We start from the raw sequence: 25130 nt of genomic DNA, 5'->3' as shown, positions 1-25130 counted from the left end.
TCACCCGCCGCACTGGCGGGATTTGCCTCTGCCGGCCCGGCCGCGTCCGATAACGTCGCGACCGATGCGGACACGCCCCTTCTGGCGCTTGGCAATGACGGCATTTCTCAAACCGGCTCTGCCATCTGGCTTCAGGCGATTGGCGGCAAAGGCACGGTTGATGGCGATGAAAATATCGATACCACCAATTACAAATGGGTGGGCATGATCGGCGGCTATGACACCCGCCTGTCGGAAACCACCACGATTGGCATCTATTTCGGCTATGCCGATGGCAACAGCCGCCAAAGTGGCCGGGACGCCACCCTTGATTCCGCCAATCTTATGGCCGGGGTCTATGGCACCCATGATCTCGGCGATGACTGGCGCCTGTCCGGGCAGGCTGGATGGACCCGCATTGGCATCGACAGCAGCCGCAACCTTGATTTCGGCAGCATTGATCGCACCGCCACCGCCGATTACACCGACAATGCTGTGAATGCCGATCTGGAAATCGCGCGCGGTTTCGCCCTTGCGCCGAACTGGCGGGCCGAACCCTATGGCGGGCTTGGCGTGATCTGGAACCGTTATGGCAGCTTTTCCGAAACCGGCGCCGGATCGGCCAATATCTCGCGCGCGGCCGATGACGACCTTTCTGGCACCGCAAGCCTTGGCGTGCGCTTCGCTGGCATGATCGATACCGGCGATGGCAAAACCCTGATCCCGCAATTCCGTCTGGGATGGGATCATCATATCGGCCCGGTTTCCAACAGCACCACGCTCGCCTTTGCCGGAACCCCGTCCTTCACCGTCTCGGGCAGCGAAACCGACCGCGACCGGCTGGTCGGCAATCTCGGCTTTGCCCTTGCCGATGACGACGGCTGGACGCTTTACGCCGATTACCAGCCCTCGGTTTCAGAAAACAGCCACGAACATGCCTTCGGTGCCGGGTTCAGGATGAAGTTCTGAGCCCCACCGCACCCGAAGTATTCACACCAAACCCGCCGCAAGATGGACTCCCGCCTTCGCGGGAGTGACGGCAGGTATGCCATAAGACCAGCCCCAATCCGCAGTCCCATGCCCTCCTTCGCGCAGCAGGGACGAACAACTGGCACGCCCTTCCCCCAAACCGTCATTCCCGCGAACGCGGGAATCCAGTCCTTCGTGCCACATCCTCAAAACCGCCCACCGAACTCGCAGCACCGTAATCTCTCACCCTCGCGGGAGTAACGGATAATGTGTCCTGCCGCCCTTACCTCCATCAGCACCCCCGCCACAATACCGACCTCACGCCCATGTGATCTCACGTGATTAAATCGCACACGATTTAATATTGCGCGATCATAAATTCACAGCTACAAGCATTTCATCGAAACAACGTTTGGCCGGTCATCGGCGAAACCGGGAAAAGGAAGATGAAAATGCTGAATGTGAAAAACCTGCTGAAAGCGACCGCTTTCGCCTTCGGTCTGATGGCCGCGCAATCTCCGGCCTTTGCGGCTGACACGGCGGCCGCGAATGCCGCCAACACCAAACCAACCATCCTTCTGGTCCATGGTGCCTTTGCCGCCTCTGACAGCTGGGACGGGGTCGCGCCGATCCTGCAGGACGAAGGATATCGCGTCATCAGCGTTGCCAACCCGCTGCGCAGTGTATCCGGCGATGCCGCCTATACCCGCTCCCTGATCGACAGCATTCCGGGTGACGTGGTTCTGGTCGGCCATTCCTACGGTGGGCCGGTCATCAGCAACGCGGCAACCGATGCGGCCAATGTCAAGGCGCTGGTCTATGTCGCCTCTTTCGCCCCGAAAAAGGGTGAAACCATTGCCGAACTGGCCGGAAAATTCCCCGGCGGCACGCTGGGTGAAGCCCTGGCAGCCCCGGTTCCGCTCGGCAACGGTGTGAATGATCTCTATATCGATCCGGCGAAATTCCACGCGCAATTTGCCGCCGACGTTCCGGCTGACAAGGCCCGCCTGATGGCGATTGCCCAACGCCCAGTCACCGACTTTGCCCTGAACGAACCGTCTGGCGATGCCGCATGGAAAGACCTGCCGTCCTTCCACATCTACGGCACGGCCGATAAAAACATCCCGCCCGCCGCAATGGAATTCATGGCGGAACGTGCGAATTCTCAGGAAACCGTTGTGATTGATGGCGCATCCCACGTCGTCATGGTTTCCCACCCCAAAGAAGTTGCCGACCTGATCTTGAAGGCCGCCAACACCAACTGATCTTTAACACCTGCCTCCCTCAAGATCTGCCCAACTTCACGCGCCGCATCCCCCATGCGGCGCGTTTTTTATGCCAAGCTGCTCGTTACCCTTCCGCCCGCCTTCCCGCGCTTAATCAGCACCATCGCCCCTATTCTCACCTCCCAATCCCGCGGCCCTTCACACCGACTCCCTGCCGCGCGCACGCCGATCAACGGAATTTCCCGGTCAAACGCCCCCGGATCATCCGGATTTGCAGCGCACCCACCCCACCATTCCCATCGCCGCCAAAGGCCCGAAAACCGGCATACTGCCGCCATTCGCGCGTGCAAAACATCGTCACCCTTTTCATTTCCGCTTGACTTGAACCGATTCAATTCCAAAATTGGTCTGACGTCTGATGGCTGACCACATATCCGGTCGCCGGGGCGATGTGAAAATCAGATAAAGGTGTGAAGTGTCGCAATCGGCAGGTGCCACTATCCGACCCATACAGACATCGGGGCGTCGCGATGCGATCCTTGAATCCCTGACGCAATTCATCGTGCAGTCGGACCTCAAACCCGGCGATCAATTGCCGCCCGAACGCGAACTGATGGCGGGCCTTCAGGTCGGCCGATCCAGCATCCGCGAAGCAATTGGCCATATGCAGGCGCTTGGCATCGTCGAAATCAAACGCGGATCGGGCACCTACCTGAAACGCCCGGTCAGTGAACAAACCCTGTTCATGCCGCTTTCCATCGCCACCCAGCGTGATGGATTGCTGCAAACCCTTGAAGTCCGCCGCGGCCTTGAAGTCGAAGCCAGCATGCTGGCCGCCAAACGCGCAAGCGATGCGGATATCGAAGCAATGCGGGCCGCCCTTGATGCAATGGAAGCCGAACATCTGGAATTTGGCACCGCCGGCCAGGCCGACCTTGTATATCACCTCTCGATCTACAAGGCGTCAGGCAATCCTTTGTTTGAGCAGTTACTCGGCCAGATGCGCGAAGCGTTTGAAAGCTTCTTTGCCCAGCCGTTCAATCGCCCGGACTTCGCCAAGGAATCCTTTGAATTTCACCGCATGCTGTTTGACGCGATTGTCGCGCGCGACCCCGAAGCCGCCCGTCAGCACACGCTTGCCATCCTTGAAATTGTCGAAAACGACATCGTGAGAATGTCCAATGAACAACAATAATTCCGATAAACCGGCAAACAGCAGAACACTGGACGACGCCCTGTCCCCCGCGACCCGGCTGGCCTATGACGAAACTCATTTCGCCAATGCGGTCGTGCCGCCGATTTTCCAGAACTCGCTTTTCGTGTTCGAAAACTTCGCCGAAATGGTCGAAACCTATGCCGGGCGCAAAACCCGCCCGGTCTATTCACGCGGCCTCAACCCGACCGTCCGCGCGTTCGAGGAAAAAATCGCCGCCCTTGAAAAAACCGAGGACGCATTGGGCACGGCAAGCGGCATGGCCGCAATCTCGTCCGCCGTCCTGTCCGTGGTCCGCCCCGGGGACCGGATCGTTGCTGTCGAACATCTTTATCCCGATGCCTTCCGGTTTTTCGAGATGTTCCTGCGCGATATGAATGTCACGGTCGACTATGTCGATGGCCGCGATATCGGTGCGGTGCGCGTCGCCATTCCCGGTGCCAGGATCCTCTATCTTGAAAGCCCGACAAGCTGGACCTTCCACACCCACGATATCAAAACCCTTTGCGATATCGCACGCGCCGCCGGGGCGGTATCGATCATTGATAACAGCTGGGCATCGCCGATTTTCTGCCAGCCCGCAACATTGGGCTGCGATGTCGTGGTTCACTCCGCATCCAAATATCTTGGCGGGCATAGCGACGTGGTCGCAGGCGTGATTGCCGGATCGGCCGAATTCATCGGCAATGTCCGGTCCACCATCCTGCCCTATCTGGGGGCCAAACTTTCGGCCTTTGACGGCTGGCTTTTGCTGCGCGGGCTTCGCACCTTGTCGGCCCGCATGCATGAACATGAAAGATCGGGTCTGGCCATTGCCGGTTTCCTTGCCGACCACCCCGAAGTCATCGCGGTTCACCATCCGCGTCTGGGCGGGCAAACGCCCCCCGGCCTGACCGGATCATCCGGTCTGTTCTCGTTCGAGTTCTCCCCGAATGTCGATATCCCGAAATTTGTCGATGCGCTGCGCATCTTCAAGATCGGCGTGTCATGGGGCGGGCACGAAAGCCTGATTGTGCCTGCGCTGGTGACGCGCGCACAAGTCGGCGGGCCCAATTCCGCACTGCGCTTTGGCGTGCCGGAAAATCTGGTCCGCCTGCATATCGGCCTCGAAAGCCCGGAAGACCTCCGGGCCGACCTGACACAGGCAATCGGGGCAAGCCTGAAGTAAGAATACTCTTTAAAACAGGGAACTTCACAATGAACTGGAAAACAACATTACTGGCAGGTGTGACCTCTCTCGTTCTGACAAGTCAGGCCCATGCCGATACCACGCTGAAGCTTGTCGAAGTCATCACAAGCCCGGAACGCACCGAAACGCTCAAAAGCCTGGTCGCGGAATACGAGGCGGCCAATCCCGGTGTGACCGTCGAAATCACATCGCTTCCATGGGGGCAGGCGTTTGAAAAATTCGCCACCATGGTATCGGCGGGCCAAACCCCTGACATCGTTGAAATGCCCGATACGTGGCTGACCCTTTATGCCAATAACGGCGCGCTCGAAAGCCTCGAACCTTACATCAAGGAATGGGACGGGGCGAAAACGCTTAATGACCGCGCGCTTGAATTTGCCCGTTCGGCCAACAACACCGCCTATATGCTGCCTTATGGCTTCTATCTGCGCGCGATGTTCTATAACAAAAAGCTGTTCGAAGAAGCCGGTGTAACCGAAGTCCCGGTAACGCTCGATGACTTCCGCGCAGCCGCCGAAAAGGTATCCGCCCTTCCCGGCAAATATGGTTATTGCATGCGCGGCGGCCCCGGCGGGCTGAATGGCTGGGTGATGTTTGGCGCGACCGCCGCCGGATCGAACGAATTCTTTACCGAAGACGGCCAAAGCACCTTTGCCTCTGAGGGCTGGACCGACGGTCTTGAATATCTGATCGATATCTACAAGGACGGACTGGCCCCCAAAGACAGCCTGAACTGGGGCTTTAACGAAATCGTCGCCGGGTTCTATTCCGGCACCTGTGCGATGCTTGATCAGGATCCGGACGCCCTGATCGCGATTTCAAGCCGCATGAAAGAAGAGGATTTCGGCGTCACCACCATGCCAAAAGGCCCGTCGGGCAAGGCCTTCCCGACCATCGGCTATGCCGGCTGGTCAATGTTTGCCAACAGCGAACACAAGGACGAGGCATGGAACCTCATCGCCCATCTTGAATCCAAGGACAGCAACCTTGCCTGGAACAAGCGCATCGGGGCGCTTCCGATCCATAATGGTGCCGAAAGCGATCCGTTCTTTGCCAGCCCGCAATTCGAAGGCTGGTTCAACGAACTGTCCGATCCCGACGTTCACCCAACCGTCATGCCGACCCATCTTGAAGAATTCGCCTTCTTCAAGGACAGCCTTGTGATCCGCACCAGTCAGGAAGCCATGCTCGGCCGGATTTCGCCCGAAGAACTGGCAAAACAGTGGGCCGAATACCTGACCCCGGCACAGAAAAAATGGATGGCGGCAAATCAGTGACCACTGCAATGCAGGCCGGAAAACTCCCCGTCGAAAGGCGGGGGGTAATCTCCAGAAGACTGTCCGGCATTCTTGAACCCTATCTTTATGTTTCCCCCGCCCTGATCCTGATCATCGCGGTGATGCTGATGCCCCTCGTTCTGGGGCTAAGCTATGCCTTTCGCGATATCCGTATCCTCAATCCGTTCAGTGGCGGCTTTGTCGGCACGGCCCATTTCCAGACCCTGATCACCGACGACGCCTTTCTTGGCGCATTGGTCAATACCGCGTGGTGGACTTTCGGCTCCCTGTTATTCCAGTTCACGCTTGGCCTGATCCTTGCCCTGTTGCTTAACCGGGATTTCCTTGGACGCCGGCTGGTTCAGGCGCTGGTATTTCTCCCGTGGGCTGTGCCGACCTTTTTGTCGGGCCTGAACTGGGCATGGATGTTCAATCCCGTCGTCGGACCGCTGCCGCACTGGTTTACCGCCCTTGGCCTGATGGAAACCCCGTTTAACATCCTGTCCGATCCGGACCTTGCGATGTGGGGGCCGATTGTTGCCAATATCTGGTTTGGCATTCCGTTCTTTGCCATCACCCTGCTGGCTGCCCTGCAATCCATCCCCAAGGAACTCTATGAGGCCGCCGCCATCGATGGCGCGACCACCCGTCAGCAATTCATCAGCATCACCCTGCCGTTTTTGGCCCCGACCATTGCGATCACGCTGATGCTGCGCACCATCTGGATTGCCAATTTCGCCGATCTGATCGTCGTCATGACCAATGGCGGCCCGGCGGACTCAACCCAGATCGTCGCATCCTACATCTTCACCCAGGCCTTCCGCCGCCTTGATTTCGGCTATGCCTCGGCGATTGCAGCCGTCCTTCTGGTTCTGCTGCTGGCCTATGCGCTGGGTGTGATTGCACTGCGCCGCGCCATGACGCATGCCGACAGCTAGGGCAAGGGATCAAAGAACATGAACGTTTCCGGAAATTCACCCGCCCGCAAACTGGTCTATTGGGGCAGCCATTATCTGATGATCGGGGCCTTTGTCGTCTTTGCCCTGTTCCCGCTTTACTGGCTGCTCAAGGTATCGGTCACGCCCAACGACATCCTGTATACCGAAGGCGTGCGGATGTGGCCGTCACGGACCACGTGGGAAAACTATTTCTTCGTCCTGACCCAAAGCAACTTTCCGCATTATTTCCTGAATTCCGTGATCGTTGCGGGCACCACCGCGATTGTGACCACCATGGTCGCCGCCGTGACCGGCTATTCCTTCTCGCGCTTTGCCTTTCGCGGCAAGATGATCATCGTCGCCCTGATGCTGATCACCCAGATGTTCCCGCTGGTCATGCTGATTGCGCCGATCTTTAAAATTCTGGCCCCGCTTGGCCTGACCGACAGCCTGACGGGACTGATCATCGTCTATACGGCGTTCAATGTGCCGTTCGCGACCTTCCTGATGCAGTCCTTCTTTGACGGCATTCCCAAGGATCTCGAAGAAGCCGCGATGATCGATGGCAATACCCGCTTTCAGGCCTTCCGACGCATCATTCTGCCGCTTACCCTACCCGGTGTGGCGGCAACGCTCGGCTTTGTTTTCACCGCCGCCTGGAGCGAGCTTTTGTTCGCCCTGATGCTGGTCAGCAGCGAAAGTGCATCGACCTTCCCGGTCGGTCTGCTGTCATTCGTTTCAAAATTCAGTGTCGATTTCGGTCAGATGATGGCCGCCGGTGTGCTGGCCCTGATCCCGGCCTGCGCGTTCTTCCTGCTGATCCAGCGTTATCTGGTGCAGGGGCTCACGGCTGGCGCTGTGAAAGGATAAGAGGACCCAAATGGCTTCCATTGAAATTTCAAATGCCGTCAAAAGCTATGGCGCGGTCGATGTCCTGCACGGGATCGACCTTGATATCCAGGATGGTGAATTCATCGTTCTGGTCGGCCCGTCGGGCTGTGGCAAATCGACCCTGCTTCGCATGATTGCCGGGCTGGAGGACATCACATCGGGCGCGATTTCCATCGGCGGCACGGTCGTCAATGAATTGCAGCCCAAGGACCGCGACATCGCCATGGTCTTTCAATCCTATGCGCTTTATCCCCATATGTCGGTCGCCGAAAATATGAGCTACGCGCTCACACTGCGCAAAACCGCCAAGGAAAAAATCGCCGATGCGATCACCAATGTCGCCGAAATCCTTGGCCTGACCGCCCTTCTCGAACGGCGGCCAAAGGCCCTTTCGGGTGGGCAGCGCCAACGCGTTGCCATGGGGCGCGCCATCGTCCGCAAACCGCAGGCCTTCCTGTTTGACGAACCGCTATCCAACCTTGATGCCCGGCTTCGCGAACAGATGCGCACCGAAATCCGCAAACTGCACCGCCGCCTTGGCGCGACCTCGGTCTATGTCACCCATGACCAGATCGAAGCCATGACCATGGCCGACCGGATCGTTGCCATGCATGACGGCATCATTCAGCAGGTCGGAAGCCCGGTCGAAATCTATGACCGCCCCGCCAACATCTTTGTCGCAAGTTTCATCGGATCACCGGCGATGAACTTCCTCAAAGGGGCCTATGAAATTGCGCAAAACGACACGACCGGCATCCGCCTGACCGACGGGTCTTTTGTACCCGTCCTGCCCGCACGCGGAGCAACGGCCAATCAGACCGTGACCCTTGGCGCGCGCCCCGAACATATCGCCCTTGTTCCTGATGGTAACGGCGGCATTCCCGCCCGGGTCGAACTGATCGAACCGATGGGACTTTCAACCCTTGTTCATGTGTCACTCGCGGGCAACCCGGTCAAAATCTTTACCCTCGACCGCCCGGATTTCGCCGTCGACAGCTTCATCCATATCGCGTTCGACATGGAAAAAGTTCACGTTTTTGATACCCAAACCGAATTGCGCCTGCCCCCGGAAAGCGAACCTCATATGGCGCGCACCGCCTAGGGCAAGGCACGCCGTCGTCTCCCGCGCCGTTTGCACCCTTCACACCACGGCGCATCTGCATAAAGGCCGCAGCTCTCCCTCTGCGGCCTTTGTGTTTTGTGCTCTTGCCCCTGCAAAGTCCTTCTGGTCGACCCATATACAATGGAACACACGGTTGAATTGCGGTCACGATAGAACACCGCAGGCAATCACCCGGTATTGCCGGGAAAAGGACACGGATGACATTCTTTCGCAAGGTCTGGCTGACAGCGGTTTTTGTGCTGCTCGCCCAGATCCAGACACAGACACACGCAAAGGCGCATGAACTGCCACAGGCAGGTGCCCATGAAACGCTGGTGATCGTCACCAACGATTACCCGCCCTATATCCACGCCACGGCACGGGAAAGCTTCCTTCCTGATCTGTTCAAGGCCATCGGCGATGAAATGGATGTCCGTTTCGAATTTGAATTCAAACCGTGGAAGCGCGGCGAACAGGATGTTGAAAATCTCGAGGCATGGGGCACATTGCCCTATCGCCGGTCCGAAGAACGCGAACGGAAATTCAATTTCTCCGACGCGCTCTATATCGAAGATTCCCCGTTTTTCGCCTATAACGCACAGGGTGCCAGACCGGCCATCCACTATGATGAGCTGACCGATCTCAAACCGTACCGCCTTGGTGGCATACAGGGATATTACTATCAGCCATGGTTTAATGATGCCGGGCTAAATGTCGAATATGCCCTGTCCGAAGAACAGAATTTCCGGATGCTGCACATGGGCCGAATTGATCTGTTTTCCACCGCGCGCTCGGTGGGCTGGCACGTGATCCGAAACCTGTTCCCGCCAGAAGAAGCCGAAAAATTCTATACAATCGAAAAACCGCTGCTTCCGGGCGCCGGCCTTTTTCTGATGACGTCAAAAGACTATCCGAACGGTGATGAACTGCTCGAACGCTTCAACGCGGCCCTTGCCATCGTCAAGCAGAACGGCACGTTTGAAAGCCTGATGAACCGGCATGGATTGACGGTCAATTACTGACCCCGCAGACAAAAAGGGCCGCAGCACTTTGCCACGGCCCGTTTGTTCATTTCGGTGCGTCACCCCTGCTTGCGCACGGCCTCGGCACTGGCGATCACATCTTCAAGATAACGCCGCCACGACGGATCAACGCTGATGCCGAAAATATCGGTCAATGTCTGCTCGACATCGCCAACGGACAGGTGATGCACCTCTTCCTCGCCCGTCCGCAACCGGATGGTCAGGCGATTGTTCAGCAACGTGAACCTTGCATGCGGCGCACTGCGCGCCACCATCAGAACCTTGGCAAAACCGCTTTCGGCATGGGTGCTGGCATAGAAATTCATCACCTCGTAATCGATATCCTCGACCGGCACGATATCGACCTCATGCACCGGCTTCCACACGCCATCGCGTTCAAGCTCGGTCAGGTAACGACCATTGCGCTCCCGCACGCGGAAAGTATCATGCGGGGTAACCTGCGGCACCGAAACGCCCAGCAAAAGCGGTGCTGTCGGCACACATCCGCCCAGCCCGACATCCACCAGCCACGCCTCGCCATCCAGCGTGACACGCATCGCCATATGGCAGCGCGGCCGCGGGCCATCCTCTTCGGAATAGCCCCACAATACCCGCCCGGCAAGGCTTTCGACCTCAAAACCAAGACTGCGCAATACACGGCGGAAAAGCCCGTTCTGCTCGAAACAATAGCCACCGCGTCCTTCAAGAATGATCTTGCGATCGATATCCTCGGGCTTAAGGCTCACCCCCTTGCGACACAGCACATTGATCGCCTCGAACGGGATATGGGCGGGATGCAGCGCATGCAGATCGCGCAAAACCTCAAGTGTTGCCTCGCGTGGGCCGTCATAGCCGATCCGCGCGAAATAGGCATCAAGATCGACCTGCGGCTCAGGCAGGTTAAAGGGCTTCGCCCAGCTGGCATCAATCGCCTTCTGCACGCTGGAATTGATTGCGGCATCATCGAATTTGGGGGCACTCATCGGCAGATGCGTATTCATCGGGGTGGCTCCGTGTCTTGTCCGTTTGGGGCGTGATATAATCAGGACTTCTCGTTCTGGAGCAGGACCATAGAACCTCAAGCTAAGTTCAGGTCAATAGACTATTTCAACATTTTTTGATCGAATGTTCTGCGGTTCTGCGCGCCAATGAACGCATATATATGCGACATTGCGGCATTCGAAAGGCCGCAAAGGCAATTTTCCACCTTTTATACGCAACAACCAAAGCGCGGCGCGACAAACCCGCCTGCTCTGTGCTATCGAAATGGGTATATGGTTTAACATGCGCGAACGGCCATCCCCGGAAACCGGATTTCCGGCATCGCCTTTCGACGGTTCCCGAACAGACAGGAAGATGACATGCGTACTGTTTATGTGAACGGCGACTATCTGCCGGAAAATGAAGCCAAGGTTTCGATCTTTGACCGTTCCTTCCTGTTTGCCGACGGCGTGTATGAAGTCACCTCGGTGCTTGATGGCAAGCTGATCGATTTCAACGGCCATATGACCCGTCTGGCGCGTTCGCTGTCGGAACTGGGCTTCACCTACAAGGCCGATATCGACGAACTGCTTGAAATCCACCGCGAACTGGTCAAACGCAACGACATCACCGAAGGGCTGGTTTACCTGCAAATCTCGCGCGGGTCGGCCGGTGACCGTGATTTCGCGATCAAGGATGACACCCCGGCAACCGTCGTTCTGTTCACCCAATCCAAATCCCTGATCAAATCGCCACTCGCCGAACGCGGCCAGAAAATCCTGACCTACCCGGATGTCCGCTGGCGCCGGTCTGACATCAAAACCGTGCAGCTTCTTTACGCATCGCTTCTGAAAACCGAAGCCGCCGCCAAGGGGGCTGATGATGCGTGGATGGTGCTCGATGGCTATGTCACCGAAGGCTCGTCAAACAACGCCTATATCGTGACCCAGGATAACGTCATCGTCACCCGCCAGCTTTCCAACGACATCCTGCATGGCATCACGCGCAAGGCGGTCCTGAAATGTGCCGAAGAATTGCAGCTCAAGGTCGAAGAACGCCTGTTCACGGTCGATGAAGTCTATGCCGCCAAGGAAGCCTTCTCGACCTCGGCCTCGGCCTTCGTCTGCCCGGTCGCCGAAGTCGATGGCAAAAAAATCGGCGATGGCACGCCGGGCCCGATCGCCAAGCGCCTGCGCGAAATCTATATCGAAGCCAACCGCGCCACCGCGATCTGACCAATCAGCATCTCGCGTCCCAAACAAAAAAAACGCCGCCTTCATCGGGCGGCGTTTTTGTTTGTCTAAAATAGCCTGGGCCCCACCACAGAACATCCGGCCCCATGGACTCCCGCTTTCGCGGGAGTGACGATAAAGTTGCGCATATCCCTCCCCCCCCCCCTAAACCGCCATTCCCGCGCAGGCGGGAATCCAGTCCTTCGTGCCACATCCTCAAAACCACCCATCGAACCCGCAGCCCCACCGACCGCTTTCTTTGCTGGCCTCAACCGGCACTTTGCCCTAAAGCTCAGAAAACAGATGGTGATTGCGATAACCCACCATCACACAGGGAAAGCGCCACGAACCATGAATGCACAACAGCCCCAGCACAACCTGACCGGCATCATTCTGATGTGTGCCGGTGTCGCTCTGCTGTGTGTCAATGATGCCCTGGCCAAGGGATTGATGGATCACTATTCACCGATCCAGATCATCTTTCTGCGCAATTCGATTGCCCTGCCCTTTGCCGCCCTGCTCGCCATAAAGATGGTCGGGTTCGGGGGGCTGCGCTCCAATCGTATTGGCGTGCATTTCATGCGCACCGTCATCTGGATCACCGCGACCATCATGTTCTTTACCAGCATCCACCTGATGGGACTGGCCGAAGCCACGGCCCTTGCCTTTGTCGCACCGCTTTTTATCACCGCGATTTCATCGGTGCTGATTGCGCGGGTCGGCTGGCGGCGCTGGGTGGCTGTGATGGTCGGTTTTTTGGGTGTTCTGGTGATTGTGCGCCCCGGTGCCGCAACCTTTGAACCCGTCTCGCTTTTGCCGGTTGCCACGGCCTTTACCTATGCGCTTCTGATGCTAAGCGCGCGCCTGCTGGATCCCCGCGAAAGCATGTGGACGCTTTTGTTTTACCTCAGCTTCACCAGCACCCTGCTCAGCGCCTGCGCCGTCTGGTATTTCTGGACCCCGATCCGGGCAGAGGATATCGGGCTTTTCATCGCCATCGCCTTTGTCGGCACCAGCGGCATGACCCTGATCACCCAGGCCTTCCGGGTGGCTGATGCACCAACCGTCGCCCCGTTTGATTACACCGCCCTTGTCTGGGCCACCGGGCTTGGCTGGTTCTTCTGGGGCGAAACGCCCGATCTTCTGACCTTTGTGGGTGCCGCCATCATCACCGGAAGCGGCATCTTCATCATCTTCCGCGAAAAGCGCGTGGCCGAAAGCTGATGCTCCCCCAAACCGTCATTCCCGCGAACGCGGGAATCCAGTCCTCCGTGCCGCATCCTCAAACGCCGCCAAAGGACGCAGGGCCTAATCCACCGGCTTCACCCCATAAGTCGCCATCGCCCCGGCCCGCATGTCGGCCTCGTTAACATCGGCCCTGAACCGATAACTCGGCGCAATAATCTCGCGCGCCCGATCGATTGTCACATCAATCACCATGCCGACCTTGAACGCATCGCCCGCCATGCCCTGCAGGATCACCTGCCGCTCGGCAAAGCCGTCATCGCCGTTTTTCAAAAGCACGACCCGCCCATAAAGCTGCCAGCCCTTCTGCGAAAACACGTCAACGAAACTCACGCAGACACGCGGGTCATGGCGGATATTCTTCACCGATTGTGGGGATGCGATATTGGCGATGATGATCCGATCCTCGCCATAACAGGCAAAGATTTCCTTCGGACTGACCGACGGCCCGTCCTCGGAAACGCTCGCCAGCCAGCACAAAACCGCCCGCCCGGCATAATCACGGATTTCATCACTGAGCATAGGGCATTACTCGCACGTCTTTATGGCCGGTTTGCCACCAAACTTTGACAGCTCAACCGTGCACTGACCATAAAAACAAACCCGCCTTTCATCAGAAAAGCGGGTCAATCACATCCATGTGGAAGGGATTAGTAATTGGCCTTGAAGGCAGATTCTTCACCACGCTCCGCCGCCGCGGCCGCAATATTGCGCAAAAGTGCGCGCTTGCTTTCGGTGCGAAATTCCCCGGAATTACGAGCAACATAATCCTGCCCAGAATAGCCAAGTTCGGCTTTCTTCCGCTCAATGGATTGTCCAAGCTCTTTAAGAGTTGTTCTGCGCATTAATATATTTTTCAAGAAATGCCAATGCAAAACCACCGGCTGTTTCTTCCCAGCCCCTGCGGTCACGATAATTCTTATCCCGATTTTCCGCAAGTTTCAGCAATTCTGCGGCTAAATCAGCATGTCATGGCGCATGGCTGGTGGTGCTTTATACCGCACCATAAGCTCGAAAATTCGGCTTGCAACACTGGAATCACCGCCTCCCATTGGCGGTCTGCCCAGAGAATGCAGGGGGGGGCAAGATGTCCGGACTGTAGATGTCGGCATCACTTAGGTCTTCAGGAGATAATCCAGAATTCTCATACTAGTCCCTGTCTGACAATTTCTGCGTGCACGAAAGGAGATTTGCGCGAGAGAAATTTCAAGGAACAATCACCAGAAACGTAATCATTATAGTGTTGCGCCCGCATTTGATTGTTATTGTCACTATCGAGTTTCAGCCTTCGTATCGTCTTCTTAGCCTCTTTTTTTTCGGCAGAACTTAACGTCGGATTGGGGGAGATTTCGCCCGATGCAAAGTTGATTACAAAAGTTTCTGGAGTTAACCCTATTGGATCGAGTACATCGTCATACTTGTTTTTGTTCCGATTTGGACCAAAGCAAGAAAGCCTGTAGTTGGACCACTCATATGCTTCGCCAGCATTAGCTGATTTAGCGATAAAATGATCCGTTGAACTGGCACCGGTACCCCACTCGAAATAAATGGCAAGGTAGGCACAAACACCGGAGTATGCCACCCACAGCTGCTTATTTGAGTGAGACCAATAGTTTGGCAGGTCTGACGCTTTGGGAGGGGGATTGTTAACGTTAATCCCATTATTGAGCAGCCAGGTGTGTCCCCTCTGTCGAACCATCTGATCAAAGTCACAGGGCTCAGGCTGGAGATTTACTGGAATCATTCAAGCAACTCCTTCTTCTCGCAAATCGCACGCCAACGAAAAAGGAAGTCATCGCGCGGGCCCAAAGCTTGGACCAATTTTTCATTCATTTCTTTAATCTGCTTAGAAGACGGATTGTCCTTATTAAGAAGCGCGGCAGCTTTCTCCACCAGGTGTTCATACTCCAGCGGACGGCTACTTTTTAGATCAAAAGCGTCACTAACCAACCAGTTTTCAACGCCACCATGTTTTTCAAAGTCACGGCGCCTTAGCACAACCTTTTTTCGCTCAAAATCGATATCAAACCAAGCATCTTGGGCTTCGTCGAATAAAGGCTCCACCGATGCCATAATCAGAGGTGAATGCGTCGCGGTAATTAACTGGACCTCTGCAGTTTTGGTCAGCTTTTCCATGACGGAAAGGAGTGCTGGGACAATACTGCGTTGCCAACTTGGATGAAGATGAGATTCGATTTCATCAATCAAAAAAGTAATCTGGTGTGTGGCTTTTTCACCAAGCTGCTTAGCCGCTTGCTTATGTTCTTCCCATGCCCAAACCAGAAAATAGGCCAGTGCAATAATCCGCCTCATGCCGGATGAAACATGGACAACCGGTACCTCCTGTTGATACGGCATTCGAATGGTGGGTATATCGCGAACATCATCCAAACTGATTCTGGTGAGCGCGCCCGGCTCGAGTTTTTCTGTCTGAGACGGGGACAGAACCTCAAGAACTTGCTTGAGCTGCTTGAAGGGTGTACCGCGTTCTTTTTGCCATCCCGCCCAGTCACGTATTAGGCCGTTACATAGCCATCCGCCGCTCTCATCTTCAAGACCATCCCATACCTCTTTCTGACTGAAAACATACGCAGGCACACGCTCCTGGACGTCGACGTTATCTTTGGTAACCCAATAGTTTCTATTCGGGTCCCAAACGGCAAAACTGCCATCCGACATGGCATAAAGAACCAATCCAGGGTTAGCAGGCCGTCCAGGTCTGCCGGTCCACGATTGCTCTTTTCTGAGGAAGTTACTTTCGTAGGTTTCCTCTTTACTCTTACTCGTAAAAGAGAAACTGATGGTCGCTTCTTTATCAGAGTTTGGCAGTGCCTTTTTTCCGGTGGTTAGCTTCTTATTTAATTCTGCAGGCCATTTTCTAGTCAAAGCCCACCAAACGATATCCAACAGGAAGCTTTTACCCAAGCCGTTATCACCGGTCAGCAAGTTCAGCCGCTTACCCAAAACCAGATCCATTTCTGGTGCTGGGCCAACGTTGGTCATCTTCAGATGTTTAAGCATGTTGAACCCTCTCTGGATTCCCTGACCGCCCATTTATCAGCCAAAGTCAGATGATGATCGTTAATCCGCTCGCCGCCAAAGGTTTGGTATGCAATGGTCCAGCTTTGGCAGCAGGACCTATATACTGGAAGCGGTTCGCATGAAGTTTTTTTCGCACTCTTTAGTTGAAAAAAACTGATGGTAGTTTTCCTCAACTTTTTGCATCTTCCTATTCGTTTTGACATTTTCATTGGCAATGTTTGGCTACAGTAATCGTCATCAACAATGTACCTAACACCTTTATCCACATGAGCTATTGCTAAATCTCCCTAAAAGAGAACAGCAACCAATCCCCAAGCCTTTTCCGATTTAGACAATTTGCATCGCACTACATAACCTCGAACAGAATTACCCGTGAACTTACCAACAAAAATCCCCAACCGCATAGGTAATGCTGCGCCCGGTCGCGTTCAGCAGGGCATCAAGCTTGCCTTTCTCAGGCAATGTCCCGCGCGACGCACCAAGTTCCTCGGCATGGATGCCACCGGTCACAAGGGCGACATCAAGCCCGGCATTGTTTGATCCGGCAACGTCGGTCGAAAGGCTGTCGCCGACCACCAGAAGCTTCGCATCCGGGCCCTTGTCAAACAGTTGCAGGCAGAAATCATAGGCACTCGCCAGCGGCTTGCCTTCCCAGCGGACATTGCCGCCAAGCACCTCGTAACGCGCGGCAATCGCACCGGCACAGATGATGCGATCCCCGCCGCGGATCACTTCGCGGTCCGGGTTCGGGCACAGCATCGGCAAATCACGCGCCTTGGCCGCATGCAGCAGATCCTCATAGACCGATACCGCGTCATAATCGTCATTCGGCCCGGTCACCAGAAGCCAGTCGGCATCGGCCACATCCTTGACGATTTCAACATCCTGCCCTTCAAACATCGACATGTCGCGCACCGGGCCGACACTCATCACCCGGCGCCCCAGCTTGGCGTACCAAGGATCGGAGCGTGCGAGAAGCTGGCTATAGGCGATCTCGCCCGATGCCACCGCCGGGCCATAAAGGTCGCGCGCGATCCCCATATCTTCCATCCGTGCGACCACGACGCTGGACCGGCGCGGCGCGTTCGACAGAAGGGCAACCGGCACACCGGCCTTTTTAAGCGCCTCCATCGCCGGGATGGAGCTTGGATAGGGCGTCACCCCGTCATGCACCACGCCCCAAAGATCAAGGATCACCGCATCGTACTGTTCGATCACTTCCGACAGGCCGTTGATCATCTGATAGCTGGTGCCAACCGTCATTCACGCATTCCACTTCATGTTAAAATCGTCGTCATCGCACATGCGGCAAGATGGATTCCCGCTTTCGCGGGAATGACGGAAGGAGGAAACGAACGCCCCAACTACCCAAACCGTCACTCCCGCGAAGGCGGGAGTCCAGATTGCCACAGGTAAATCTATTCTGTCGGTCCAGCCTTTGGTACCGCCTTGCTTTTCGCCGCCGCAGGCTTGGATGCAGGCTTCTTGGCAGCAGTCTTCGCCGCCGTTTTAGCCGCCGGAGCCGCTTTCGCCACCTCTGCCTTGGCAGGTTCCGCCTTCGCCTTCACCGCCGCCTTGGCCGCGCGGGCTTCATCAACCGGGGCCTTGCGCCCGGAAATCTCCGGATAGGCCGCCCCAACCGCATCGGCAACACTGGCAAACCCATCCTTGCGCAACCGCCGTGCAAGGTCTTCCTTGATCTCGGTCACAAGCTCCAGCCCGTGATAGACAAGGGCGGAATAAAGCTGCACCAGCGACGCCCCATTGAGGATCTTCTCATAGGCATCCTTGCCCGATGCAATCCCGCCCACCCCGATCAACGGAATTTTGCCTTCGGTCAGGCGGTAAAAATCGGCCAGAACCTTGGTCGAGGGCTCCATAAGCGGCGGGCCCGAAAGACCGCCCTTTTCATCCTGATCATAGGAATTAAGCCCGACCGGCCGATCAATCGTCGTGTTCGATACGATCATCCCATCAAGCCGGAGCTTGAGCACCACCGCGGCAATATCGGCCTTGTCTTCCTCGGTCAGGTCCGGTGCCACCTTAAGCAGCACCGGCACACCCTTGGCATGAATGTCCCGCGCCGAAAGAACCGACGTCAGAAGCTTTTCAAGCGGGCCACGGCCCTGAAGTGCGCGCAGGCCCGGCGTATTGGGCGAGGACACATTGACCACCAGATAATCGGCATAGGGGCCAAGGGCGGCAACGCCCTTCACATAATCCGCCGCCGCATCTTCGGAATATTTGTTTTTGCCCAGATTGGCCCCCAAAATGCCCTTGCGCGCACGCTTGCGCAGGCGTTCGGCAACAACGGCGGCACCCTCGTTGTTAAAGCCCATGCGGTTGATCACCGCCCGGTCGGAATAAAGGCGGAAAAGCCGGGGCTTGGGGTTGCCCGGTTGCGGTTCGGGGGTCACCGATCCGATTTCAATAAAGCCGAACCCGTGGCTAAGCGCCTGATTGGGGACCTCGGCATTTTTGTCAAACCCTGCGGCAAGCCCGACCGGATTGGCAAATTTCCGCCCGAACACCTCAGTCTCAAGGATCGGCGTGGCATCGAGCGCATCATCATCGCGCGGCACCAGATTGTTTTTCAGCGCGCAAATCGCAAGACCATGCGCGGTCTCCGCATCGATCCAGCGCACAACCGGCAAAACCAGTGACTTGTACCACCCCACGCGACCTGCTCCGTGCTTGTAAATACCTGCCTTGTTCTTACGCGCCCCCGTGCGCCGGGGCAAGGATCAATGGCGTTAGGACACAGCAGACAACCCCATCGCCACAATCTGCATTTTCGATAAAATGTTAAATATATCTAACATTAGGCGACAAAATGCCAAAACTGACGGATTTGTCAGTTATTTCTGACATTCATTGACTTCTTTGTCATTTTCGGCATAATGTCAAATATTCCTGACATTTTTGATACTGACATGACAGCATTTATCAAAGACACCCATGACCTTGCCACGGCGATCCGAACCCGCCGCAAGCAGTTGAAAATGACGCAAACCTATCTTGCATCCATGATGGGCGTGTCGCGGCAACTGATTGGCGAGCTGGAAAAGGGCACGCCGGGCGTCAATATCGGTCTGGCGCTGGATGTCTGCCGGGAACTGGGCCTGAAACTGGGATATGAGGACATATCAGATGACCAGACGGCTTGATGTGTATCTCGAAGGGATCGATCACCCCATTGGCCAGCTTCTTGGCAATAACGACAAGTCGCTGACCTTTGCCTATGGCAACGATGCTGTTCGTGCGAACATGCAATTGTCGATTTCGATGCCTGTCGCACAGGGTTCTTTTACCGATCACACCACGCGCGGCTTCTTTGCCAATCTGCTACAGGAAAACAACGCGCTTGAGCAGGTCATGGCAAAGCATCGCATCGACCGCGACGACATCGCCGGATTGCTCTATCACGTCGGTCGCGATTGCCCCGGTGCCATATCTTGCGTGCCATGGGGAGAAAAGCCGTCAAAAATGCCCGGCAACATGGCCGATGACTATGACGCGATTTCAAATGAAGACCTTGGCAAGATACTGATCAGCCTGCGCGACCGTCGTCGCCTGCCCGATGGCAGGAGCGATCCCTCGCCCCTTGCCGGGGTACAGGGGAAAATTGCCGTTACCCGGCTTGAAGACGGTCAATTCGCCCTGCCAAAACCGGGCTCCGGCGCGCCAACGACACATATCCTCAAGGTCCCGTCACAGGGTAACGAGGCCCTTGTTGCCCAGGAAGCCGCCCTGATGGCACTCGCGGCCAGGGTCCTGCCGCTGCCGGTGGCACATGTGGGGGCAATCGAAATTGCAGGCTGCGAAGCCCTTCTGATCGAACGGTTCGACCGCAAAATCGAAGATGGAAACATCTATCGCATTCATCAGGAAGATTTCTGTCAGGCGCTATCGCTTGCGCCCAGTCTGAAATATGAACGCAACGGTAATGACGGCCACAAATTCTCGGCCAAGGGCGTGGCGCGCGTTCTTGATGAAACCGAAGTCCCGCTGATCGCACGGCAGCATTTTATGACCCTGTCGATATTCAATCTGGCGCTCGGCAATACCGACAATCACGCCAAAAACCACGCCATCCTTTATCCGGCCTTGGGCCACAAACCAATCCTTGCCCCGGCCTATGATATCATCCCGGTTGTTCTCGATCAGTCCGTCACCCACGATTTTTCGTTCATGATCGGTCAGGCTGAAAAAATGGAAGATTTGACCGCATCGGATATCGCCGCCTGCATTTCCGCCATCGGCCTTGCCCGCACCATGCGCACCAAAAAATCCCGTGATCGCTATTTCAACGAACTGGGTGCGCTTCTACAGGATGTCGAGGACTCACTGGATATGATGGAAGGTCCGGGCCTCAAGGCCTGCCGCGACATGATTTCGCAAAATATCGCCACTGTCGCGGAAATTCTCGGCGTCCCCGTCAAACAGCAATCCCGTGACACCTTCGTTGCCCAAGGCGGCGGCTGGGGCATGGGTTCCTAAACCCGCTCCTCCATCCGCGCATCAAATTCTGCCCGCGCCTTCTCGACTGCGTCGTAATGATCGCGCGTCCACATATAAAGCGCCTTGAACGGCCCGACGAGCGACCGGCCAAGATCGGTGATTTCATATTCGACCGCGACCGGCGATCTTGCGATCACGTGGCGCGCGACAATGCCATTGCGTTCAAGCTTGCGCAGCGTCTGCGTCAGCGCCTTCTGCGTAATGCCTTCAAGCCCGCGCTTGATCGCGTTAAACCGCAAGGGTCCATGGGCCAGCACCGCCAGGATCATCATCGACCATTTATCGGCAATCTGATCCAGAAGCTCCCGGCTCGGACAGTTCGAGCGGAACATCTCGACCGAACATTCTTTCATTTCCATGGCATTTCCACCTCATTTACTCCGGCTCAGGGCCATCCAGGTTTCCTCGAATATACCTGGTATATTCCGGGTGCCCGATTGACAGCAGGTATCTTCCGTATATCTAGTATCCACCATACACCCAATTCCAATCGGAGAATAGCCGATGTCAAAGACCGACATTCTGTTTCAGCCCTTCAAGCTGAAAACCCTTGAACTTCCCAACCGCATCGTCATGGCGCCAATGACCCGTTCCAAGGCACCAGACGGCATTCCGGGTGCCGCCAATGCGCAATATTACCGCAAGCGCGCCGAAGGCGGTGTCGGCCTGATCCTGTCGGAAGGCACGGTGATCAACCGCCCGTCATCGCGCAATGAACCGGGCATTCCATTCTTCCACGGGGAAGCTGCGTTAAAGGGCTGGAAGGCTGTCGCCGATGCCGTGCATGAAGCAGGCGGCAAAATGGGTCCGCAGCTTTGGCATACCGGTTCAACCCGTTCCTTCACCGGATGGGAGCCTGAAAACCCGGTCGAAAGCCCGTCTGGCCTGCTTGCGCCCAACGAGCCGCGCGGCAACACCATGACCGATGCCGACATTGCCGACACCATCGCCGCCTTCGCCCAGGCCGCCCTTGACGCCAAAAATGCAGGCTTCGATACCTTTGAAATTCATGGTGCGCATGGCTACCTGATCGATCAGTTCTTCTGGTCGGGCACCAACCTGCGCACTGATCGCTTTGGCGGTAAAACCATCCGGGAACGTGCGACCTTCGCCCGCGAAGTCGTCAGCGCCATGCGCGCCGCCGTCGGCCCCGATTTCCCGATCATCCTGCGTGTGAGCCAATGGAAACAGCAGGATTTCGCCGCCCGTCTGGCAACAACCCCCGATGAAATGACTGATTGGCTCGGCCCGCTGGTTGATGCCGGGGTGGACATCGTCCATTGCTCGCAACGCCGTTTCTGGGAGCCGGAATTCCCCGAACTGGATGGTGAAAACGGCCTGAACTTTGCCGGCTGGGTGAAAAAGCTGACCGGGGCGCCGACGATTTCGGTCGGCTCTGTCGGCCTGTCATCGGATTTCATCGGCGCGTTTTCCGGTGAAACATCCCAGAATGCCAGCCTCGATGCCCTGGTGGAACGCATGGAACGGGGCGAGTTTGATCTGATCGCGGTCGGCCGTGCGCTGATCACCGATGCCGCCTGGACCGCCAAGGTCCGCGACAATAAAACCGATGCCCTGCTGGGCTTTGATCCGGCAACGCTGGGCGAACTGGTCTGATCGACCCCGACCAAACATAAAAAGGCGGCGCCCCTCGGTGCCGCCTTTTCTTTTTGCCACGCACGACATATTTCGGGGAAAAGAACCAACCGCAGGAGCCGATCATGGAACCCCTCATGGATGCCAACGAAATCACCCGCCTGCAAAACCGCATTGCCGCCCGTAATCCCGGCGAATTTCACTTTCCGGAAATTTACGGCCCCGGCTGGGATGCGCTTTATATCGGGGACAAGGTCAGGATCGGGCGGGAATTTCTCAATGCCGTGCGGGCCGGTAAATTCCCCAATGTCGAGGATACCGGCCAAAAACGCGGCGGCGGGCGGGTCTATCGCCGCCTTGCCAGCACTGCCAGCTCATGACGCGGGTCACTTAACCGGCGCGCAGATCTTCGGGCAGGATGTGAACTTCGTTATCATCAAGTTTCAGGTCATCGACGCGCGCGACATGCTCGACCGAAAGCTGATCATAAAGATGCGGAAACAGCGTGCCACCGCGGGCCGGTTCCCATTTCAGTTTGTCGTCAACCGCCGCGACCGGCACATGCAAAAGCCGCAATCCCCCGCGTTTCGGGTAATGCAGCGCAAGCGTTTCCGCCAGCGTATCGATGGTCGAAAAATGGATGAAGCCGTCCGCAATATCGTGCGGCGCACCGTCATAATGGCCCGACGAAAGCGCTTCCGCCCATTCGTCCGAACCCAGTACGCGGTAAATCATGGTATGTGATGTATTTGTCATTCGGGGAAAATAAGGTCGCCCGGCTGGTTCGGCAAGCAGGCGAAATGCCAAAGCACAAAAAAAGCCGGTTTATTTGATCTACCTCCTTGTGCCCCTCCCACAAGAAACATATACCGACGATCAATAATAAGATACTTACGTATAGTATCATTATTCCAATTAAAATCCCGCGCCAGAACACCGGAACCCCGGAAATATACGCCCACCGACAGACTGGACACGCCCATGCAGACAAGACCGAGCCCAAAACCAGCCCCAAAACCGGCCAACCGCGCGCCTGTGAACCTTCCCGATACCAGCCGCCAATGGATTTCAAATGATCAGGCCCCGAAACCGACCGTCACCCTGCGCGGCCCGGTCCGGCTGGAGCCTGAAATCATTGATATTCACGGGGATTGCGACAATGCGGGTGCTTTTGACATCTGGGTCAGAACCCGCCTGCCCGGGCTTGCCGCCCGTCTGATCGCGGCCATCGCAACCGGCTCTGTACTGTTTTACCTCTATAGCGAACTGGCCCGGATCGTATCGTAAGGACGCGTATCGCAAGGACGGGGCATGAACCGGGCCGCTATTCGGGCCATCCGCATCACAGCAATACCCACGCCAGCGCCGTTACCGCCGCCACCGTGATGATGATCGCCGACAGCATCAAAGCCCCGTCACGCACAAGGATCGCAAGCCCGAAGGCGGCAATCGCGCTCATCGGTGCGATCCCGGCAAAGGGTATCATTTCAAAAAACGGCACCACGGCGGAAAGCAAAAGGCATATCACCGCCGCCACCCGCACAGCATGCCGCCCGGTCAGGGCCGGCAACCGCCCGTAAAACCAGCGATCAAGCTTCCCCGCCACCGGTTCGATCCGGCGCATCGCATCGGCGACCCTGGCCCCGTCAAACGACCGGCGCCCCAGAATGTCGGGCAACCACAAATGCGACCGCCCCAGAACAATCTGAATGGCAAAAAGTGCTACTATGATTGCAAGGATCGCGGGCACCATCGGAATGCCCGATAAGGGTGTTACCCCGATCAGGCCCGGCACAAACAGGAACGGCCCGTAACTCCGCCGCCCCAGCACGGCCACCATATCCTCGACCGAAACCGCCTGCTCCCCCGCCGCCCGATCCCGGATCCGCGCCACAATCCCGCCTACCGAAACCGGCTCTGCGTCCGTCATGCCAACCCTCGCTGCCTGTTTGTAAAATCACGTTGCCTTTGCAACGCGGGGTCGGCGGGTTTGTTTCAGGCGATGCTGGCAGGCACCAATGCCCGGTGCAACATAAGAAGCAAATTCCTCAGCCCGTTATCCTCGCCCGAATGGCTTCCGTCCGTTCGGGATAGGCCCCTTTCCAGAAATCAAGCGCCTCAAGCACCGATTTGCGACAAACCGGATTTTCAAGCACCGCAATCTTTTCCAGCACCACCAGAAAAGCCTGATCCTGCTCTGTCGGTGCGGCTTCGCGTCCCATTGGGGCAAACGGCGCGACACTCCAGAACACCGCACAAATACTGTGAAGCTTCCGCCCGCCCGTCGCCCGGCTGCATTTTGGGTCAAAAAGCCCCTGATAAAGGGCCGCAATGCTGGCAATGCCCTTGGCCCGTCTGGCAAAGGGTATTGCCGGATTGGTAAGCGCAAACATATGGCTTGATCCCGACGGATCGATCAGAAACCAAAGCCCCTGCCCGATCTGCGCCATGCTGAAATCATCGGGCAACAGGTTTGCCTCGTCAAACAGCCTCGTCACCCACAAAAGCGCGTTTTCCCCATCCGCTTCCGGGTCAAACGCCATCTCGCCACCCGCGAAATACCACGGACGTTCACCCTCGCCCGCAACCGGATGATCAAACACCCACCGCCGCCAGCCTGCATAATCCGAAACCATGACCGTCCTCCTTCTAATCCGCCAAAGGACAGGAACGGGGCATCCCCCGTTCCCGCACGTCAAATCACATG

The 25130-nt window shown here is 56.6% G+C and carries 27 protein-coding genes; 16 read left to right on the top strand and 11 right to left on the bottom strand.

Annotated features, from left to right (window positions below; all coding sequences use genetic code 11):
* The 9 genes from TH5_RS21630 to TH5_RS21590 all read left to right on the top strand — a co-directional run.
* A partial coding sequence (locus tag TH5_RS21630) for an autotransporter outer membrane beta-barrel domain-containing protein (protein ID WP_147250158.1) occupies positions 1–948 on the top strand: 948 nt, incomplete at its 5' end.
* 446 nt (positions 949–1394) lie between these two features.
* Complete coding sequence (locus tag TH5_RS21625) at positions 1395–2213, top strand: alpha/beta fold hydrolase (RefSeq protein ID WP_208638511.1); 819 nt, start codon at positions 1395–1397, stop codon at positions 2211–2213.
* Between the two features lie 436 nt (positions 2214–2649).
* Complete coding sequence (locus tag TH5_RS21620) at positions 2650–3369, top strand: FadR/GntR family transcriptional regulator (RefSeq protein ID WP_071239820.1); 720 nt, start codon at positions 2650–2652, stop codon at positions 3367–3369.
* Positions 3356–4555 carry a PLP-dependent transferase gene (locus TH5_RS21615; RefSeq protein ID WP_114123610.1) on the top strand — a complete coding sequence of 400 codons (1200 nt, stop codon included), beginning with the start codon at positions 3356–3358 and terminating at the stop codon, positions 4553–4555. The genes TH5_RS21620 and TH5_RS21615 overlap by 14 nt, the downstream gene beginning before the upstream one ends.
* Before the next feature lie 29 nt (positions 4556–4584).
* Positions 4585–5853 carry an ABC transporter substrate-binding protein gene (locus TH5_RS21610; RefSeq protein ID WP_114123609.1) on the top strand — a complete coding sequence of 423 codons (1269 nt, stop codon included), beginning with the start codon at positions 4585–4587 and terminating at the stop codon, positions 5851–5853.
* The gene (locus tag TH5_RS21605; protein ID WP_244204999.1) at positions 5850–6791 is read left to right on the top strand and encodes a carbohydrate ABC transporter permease; all 942 of its coding nucleotides are present in this window, start codon (positions 5850–5852) and stop codon (positions 6789–6791) included. The genes TH5_RS21610 and TH5_RS21605 overlap by 4 nt, the downstream gene beginning before the upstream one ends.
* A gap of 18 nt (positions 6792–6809) precedes the next feature.
* Positions 6810–7661 (top strand): carbohydrate ABC transporter permease, encoded by an 852-nt coding sequence (locus TH5_RS21600; protein WP_114123608.1) that lies wholly within the window; start codon positions 6810–6812, stop codon positions 7659–7661.
* A gap of 10 nt (positions 7662–7671) precedes the next feature.
* Positions 7672–8784: an ABC transporter ATP-binding protein gene (locus TH5_RS21595; RefSeq protein ID WP_114123607.1), complete on the top strand. Its 1113-nt coding sequence runs from the start codon at positions 7672–7674 to the stop codon at positions 8782–8784.
* A gap of 218 nt (positions 8785–9002) precedes the next feature.
* Entirely contained in the window at positions 9003–9806 is an 804-nt protein-coding gene (locus TH5_RS21590) for a substrate-binding periplasmic protein (protein ID WP_114123606.1), read from the top strand.
* 59 nt (positions 9807–9865) lie between these two features.
* Here TH5_RS21590 and TH5_RS21585 read toward each other — a convergent pair whose 3' ends face one another.
* Positions 9866–10807, bottom strand: a complete 942-nt coding sequence (locus TH5_RS21585) for an arylamine N-acetyltransferase family protein (RefSeq protein ID WP_208638510.1) — start codon at positions 10805–10807, stop codon at positions 9866–9868.
* Positions 10808–11167: 360 nt separating this feature from the next.
* Between TH5_RS21585 and TH5_RS21580 the strand changes: the two genes are divergently transcribed.
* On the top strand, positions 11168–12022 hold the full coding sequence (locus tag TH5_RS21580; protein WP_114123605.1) for a D-amino-acid transaminase: 855 nt from the start codon (positions 11168–11170) through the stop codon (positions 12020–12022).
* A gap of 348 nt (positions 12023–12370) precedes the next feature.
* Positions 12371–13243 carry a DMT family transporter gene (locus TH5_RS21575; protein ID WP_114123604.1) on the top strand — a complete coding sequence of 291 codons (873 nt, stop codon included), beginning with the start codon at positions 12371–12373 and terminating at the stop codon, positions 13241–13243.
* A gap of 84 nt (positions 13244–13327) precedes the next feature.
* Here the strand turns inward: TH5_RS21575 and TH5_RS21570 are convergent, their stop codons facing one another.
* The 6 genes from TH5_RS21570 to TH5_RS21545 all read right to left on the bottom strand — a co-directional run bounded on the left by TH5_RS21570 (position 13328) and on the right by TH5_RS21545 (position 18984).
* Positions 13328–13786 (bottom strand): pyridoxamine 5'-phosphate oxidase family protein, encoded by a 459-nt coding sequence (locus tag TH5_RS21570; protein ID WP_114123603.1) that lies wholly within the window; start codon positions 13784–13786, stop codon positions 13328–13330.
* A 128-nt stretch (positions 13787–13914) separates the two neighbouring features.
* Positions 13915–14175 carry a hypothetical protein gene (locus TH5_RS21565; RefSeq protein WP_244204998.1) on the bottom strand — a complete coding sequence of 87 codons (261 nt, stop codon included), beginning with the start codon at positions 14173–14175 and terminating at the stop codon, positions 13915–13917.
* A 233-nt stretch (positions 14176–14408) separates the two neighbouring features.
* Positions 14409–15008 (bottom strand): HNH endonuclease family protein, encoded by a 600-nt coding sequence (locus tag TH5_RS21560; protein ID WP_114123601.1) that lies wholly within the window; start codon positions 15006–15008, stop codon positions 14409–14411.
* Positions 15005–16285 carry an AAA family ATPase gene (locus tag TH5_RS21555; RefSeq protein WP_114123615.1) on the bottom strand — a complete coding sequence of 427 codons (1281 nt, stop codon included), beginning with the start codon at positions 16283–16285 and terminating at the stop codon, positions 15005–15007. Before TH5_RS21555 ends, TH5_RS21560 begins: the two co-directional genes overlap by 4 nt.
* A gap of 399 nt (positions 16286–16684) precedes the next feature.
* Positions 16685–17569 (bottom strand): TIGR01459 family HAD-type hydrolase, encoded by an 885-nt coding sequence (locus TH5_RS21550; protein ID WP_114123600.1) that lies wholly within the window; start codon positions 17567–17569, stop codon positions 16685–16687.
* Between the two features lie 155 nt (positions 17570–17724).
* Positions 17725–18984: a quinone-dependent dihydroorotate dehydrogenase gene (locus TH5_RS21545; protein WP_114123599.1), complete on the bottom strand. Its 1260-nt coding sequence runs from the start codon at positions 18982–18984 to the stop codon at positions 17725–17727.
* A gap of 255 nt (positions 18985–19239) precedes the next feature.
* Here TH5_RS21545 and TH5_RS21540 point away from each other — a divergent pair, with 255 nt between their 5' ends.
* Together TH5_RS21540 and TH5_RS21535 are read left to right on the top strand one after the other, a co-directional pair.
* Positions 19240–19473, top strand: coding sequence for a helix-turn-helix domain-containing protein (locus TH5_RS21540; RefSeq protein ID WP_167443618.1), 234 nt, complete (start codon positions 19240–19242; stop codon positions 19471–19473).
* Positions 19457–20806, top strand: coding sequence for a HipA domain-containing protein (locus tag TH5_RS21535; RefSeq protein ID WP_167443617.1), 1350 nt, complete (start codon positions 19457–19459; stop codon positions 20804–20806). Before TH5_RS21540 ends, TH5_RS21535 begins: the two co-directional genes overlap by 17 nt.
* Here TH5_RS21535 and TH5_RS21530 read toward each other — a convergent pair.
* On the bottom strand, positions 20803–21186 hold the full coding sequence (locus tag TH5_RS21530) for a winged helix-turn-helix transcriptional regulator (protein WP_114123596.1): 384 nt from the start codon (positions 21184–21186) through the stop codon (positions 20803–20805). The two genes, TH5_RS21535 and TH5_RS21530, sit on opposite strands and share 4 nt — an antisense overlap.
* Before the next feature lie 145 nt (positions 21187–21331).
* Between TH5_RS21530 and TH5_RS21525 the strand changes: the two genes are divergently transcribed.
* Positions 21332–22444 carry an NADH:flavin oxidoreductase gene (locus tag TH5_RS21525; RefSeq protein ID WP_114123595.1) on the top strand — a complete coding sequence of 371 codons (1113 nt, stop codon included), beginning with the start codon at positions 21332–21334 and terminating at the stop codon, positions 22442–22444.
* Positions 22445–22548: 104 nt separating this feature from the next.
* Positions 22549–22803: a DUF1413 domain-containing protein gene (locus TH5_RS21520; RefSeq protein ID WP_244204997.1), complete on the top strand. Its 255-nt coding sequence runs from the start codon at positions 22549–22551 to the stop codon at positions 22801–22803.
* A 10-nt stretch (positions 22804–22813) separates the two neighbouring features.
* On the opposite strand, the gene TH5_RS21515 is transcribed toward TH5_RS21520, so the two are convergent.
* Positions 22814–23179 carry a DUF952 domain-containing protein gene (locus TH5_RS21515; protein WP_244204996.1) on the bottom strand — a complete coding sequence of 122 codons (366 nt, stop codon included), beginning with the start codon at positions 23177–23179 and terminating at the stop codon, positions 22814–22816.
* 225 nt (positions 23180–23404) lie between these two features.
* Here TH5_RS21515 and TH5_RS21505 point away from each other — a divergent pair, with 225 nt between their 5' ends.
* Positions 23405–23710, top strand: a complete 306-nt coding sequence (locus TH5_RS21505; protein WP_114123593.1) for a hypothetical protein — start codon at positions 23405–23407, stop codon at positions 23708–23710.
* Between the two features lie 55 nt (positions 23711–23765).
* Here TH5_RS21505 and TH5_RS21500 read toward each other — a convergent pair whose 3' ends face one another.
* A complete protein-coding gene (locus TH5_RS21500) occupies positions 23766–24353 on the bottom strand; it encodes an exopolysaccharide biosynthesis protein (protein WP_114123592.1) in 588 nt (195 codons plus the stop codon).
* 118 nt (positions 24354–24471) lie between these two features.
* Positions 24472–25059, bottom strand: a complete 588-nt coding sequence (locus TH5_RS21495; RefSeq protein WP_114123591.1) for a hypothetical protein — start codon at positions 25057–25059, stop codon at positions 24472–24474.
* Positions 25060–25130: the final 71 nt, after the last annotated feature.

The sequence above is a fragment of the Thalassospira xianhensis MCCC 1A02616 genome, assembly GCF_003326475.1.
GTDB lineage: Bacteria > Pseudomonadota > Alphaproteobacteria > Rhodospirillales > Thalassospiraceae > Thalassospira > Thalassospira xianhensis.
This window is presented reverse-complemented; position numbering and strand designations above follow the sequence as displayed.

Bases quoted from the DNA above. Each gene is read 5' to 3' on its own strand.
- TH5_RS21600 (WP_114123608.1), top strand. From the start codon at position 6,810: ATGAACGTTTCCGGAAATTCACCCGCCCGCAAACTGGTCTATTGGGGC.
- TH5_RS21540 (WP_167443618.1), top strand. From the start codon at position 19,240: ATGACAGCATTTATCAAAGACACCCATGACCTTGCCACGGCGATCCGA.
- TH5_RS21555 (WP_114123615.1), bottom strand. From the start codon at position 16,285: ATGCTTAAACATCTGAAGATGACCAACGTTGGCCCAGCACCAGAAATG.
- TH5_RS21575 (WP_114123604.1), top strand. From the start codon at position 12,371: ATGAATGCACAACAGCCCCAGCACAACCTGACCGGCATCATTCTGATG.
- TH5_RS21585 (WP_208638510.1), bottom strand. From the start codon at position 10,807: ATGAATACGCATCTGCCGATGAGTGCCCCCAAATTCGATGATGCCGCA.
- TH5_RS21530 (WP_114123596.1), bottom strand. From the start codon at position 21,186: ATGGAAATGAAAGAATGTTCGGTCGAGATGTTCCGCTCGAACTGTCCG.
- TH5_RS21505 (WP_114123593.1), top strand. From the start codon at position 23,405: ATGCAGACAAGACCGAGCCCAAAACCAGCCCCAAAACCGGCCAACCGC.
- TH5_RS21570 (WP_114123603.1), bottom strand. From the start codon at position 13,786: ATGCTCAGTGATGAAATCCGTGATTATGCCGGGCGGGCGGTTTTGTGC.
- TH5_RS21520 (WP_244204997.1), top strand. From the start codon at position 22,549: ATGGAACCCCTCATGGATGCCAACGAAATCACCCGCCTGCAAAACCGC.
- TH5_RS21625 (WP_208638511.1), top strand. From the start codon at position 1,395: ATGAAAATGCTGAATGTGAAAAACCTGCTGAAAGCGACCGCTTTCGCC.
- TH5_RS21590 (WP_114123606.1), top strand. From the start codon at position 9,003: ATGACATTCTTTCGCAAGGTCTGGCTGACAGCGGTTTTTGTGCTGCTC.
- TH5_RS21535 (WP_167443617.1), top strand. From the start codon at position 19,457: ATGACCAGACGGCTTGATGTGTATCTCGAAGGGATCGATCACCCCATT.
- TH5_RS21615 (WP_114123610.1), top strand. From the start codon at position 3,356: ATGAACAACAATAATTCCGATAAACCGGCAAACAGCAGAACACTGGAC.
- TH5_RS21560 (WP_114123601.1), bottom strand. From the start codon at position 15,008: ATGATTCCAGTAAATCTCCAGCCTGAGCCCTGTGACTTTGATCAGATG.
- TH5_RS21595 (WP_114123607.1), top strand. From the start codon at position 7,672: ATGGCTTCCATTGAAATTTCAAATGCCGTCAAAAGCTATGGCGCGGTC.
- TH5_RS21500 (WP_114123592.1), bottom strand. From the start codon at position 24,353: ATGACGGACGCAGAGCCGGTTTCGGTAGGCGGGATTGTGGCGCGGATC.
- TH5_RS21525 (WP_114123595.1), top strand. From the start codon at position 21,332: ATGTCAAAGACCGACATTCTGTTTCAGCCCTTCAAGCTGAAAACCCTT.
- TH5_RS21550 (WP_114123600.1), bottom strand. From the start codon at position 17,569: ATGACGGTTGGCACCAGCTATCAGATGATCAACGGCCTGTCGGAAGTG.
- TH5_RS21580 (WP_114123605.1), top strand. From the start codon at position 11,168: ATGCGTACTGTTTATGTGAACGGCGACTATCTGCCGGAAAATGAAGCC.
- TH5_RS21515 (WP_244204996.1), bottom strand. From the start codon at position 23,179: ATGACAAATACATCACATACCATGATTTACCGCGTACTGGGTTCGGAC.
- TH5_RS21610 (WP_114123609.1), top strand. From the start codon at position 4,585: ATGAACTGGAAAACAACATTACTGGCAGGTGTGACCTCTCTCGTTCTG.
- TH5_RS21495 (WP_114123591.1), bottom strand. From the start codon at position 25,059: ATGGTTTCGGATTATGCAGGCTGGCGGCGGTGGGTGTTTGATCATCCG.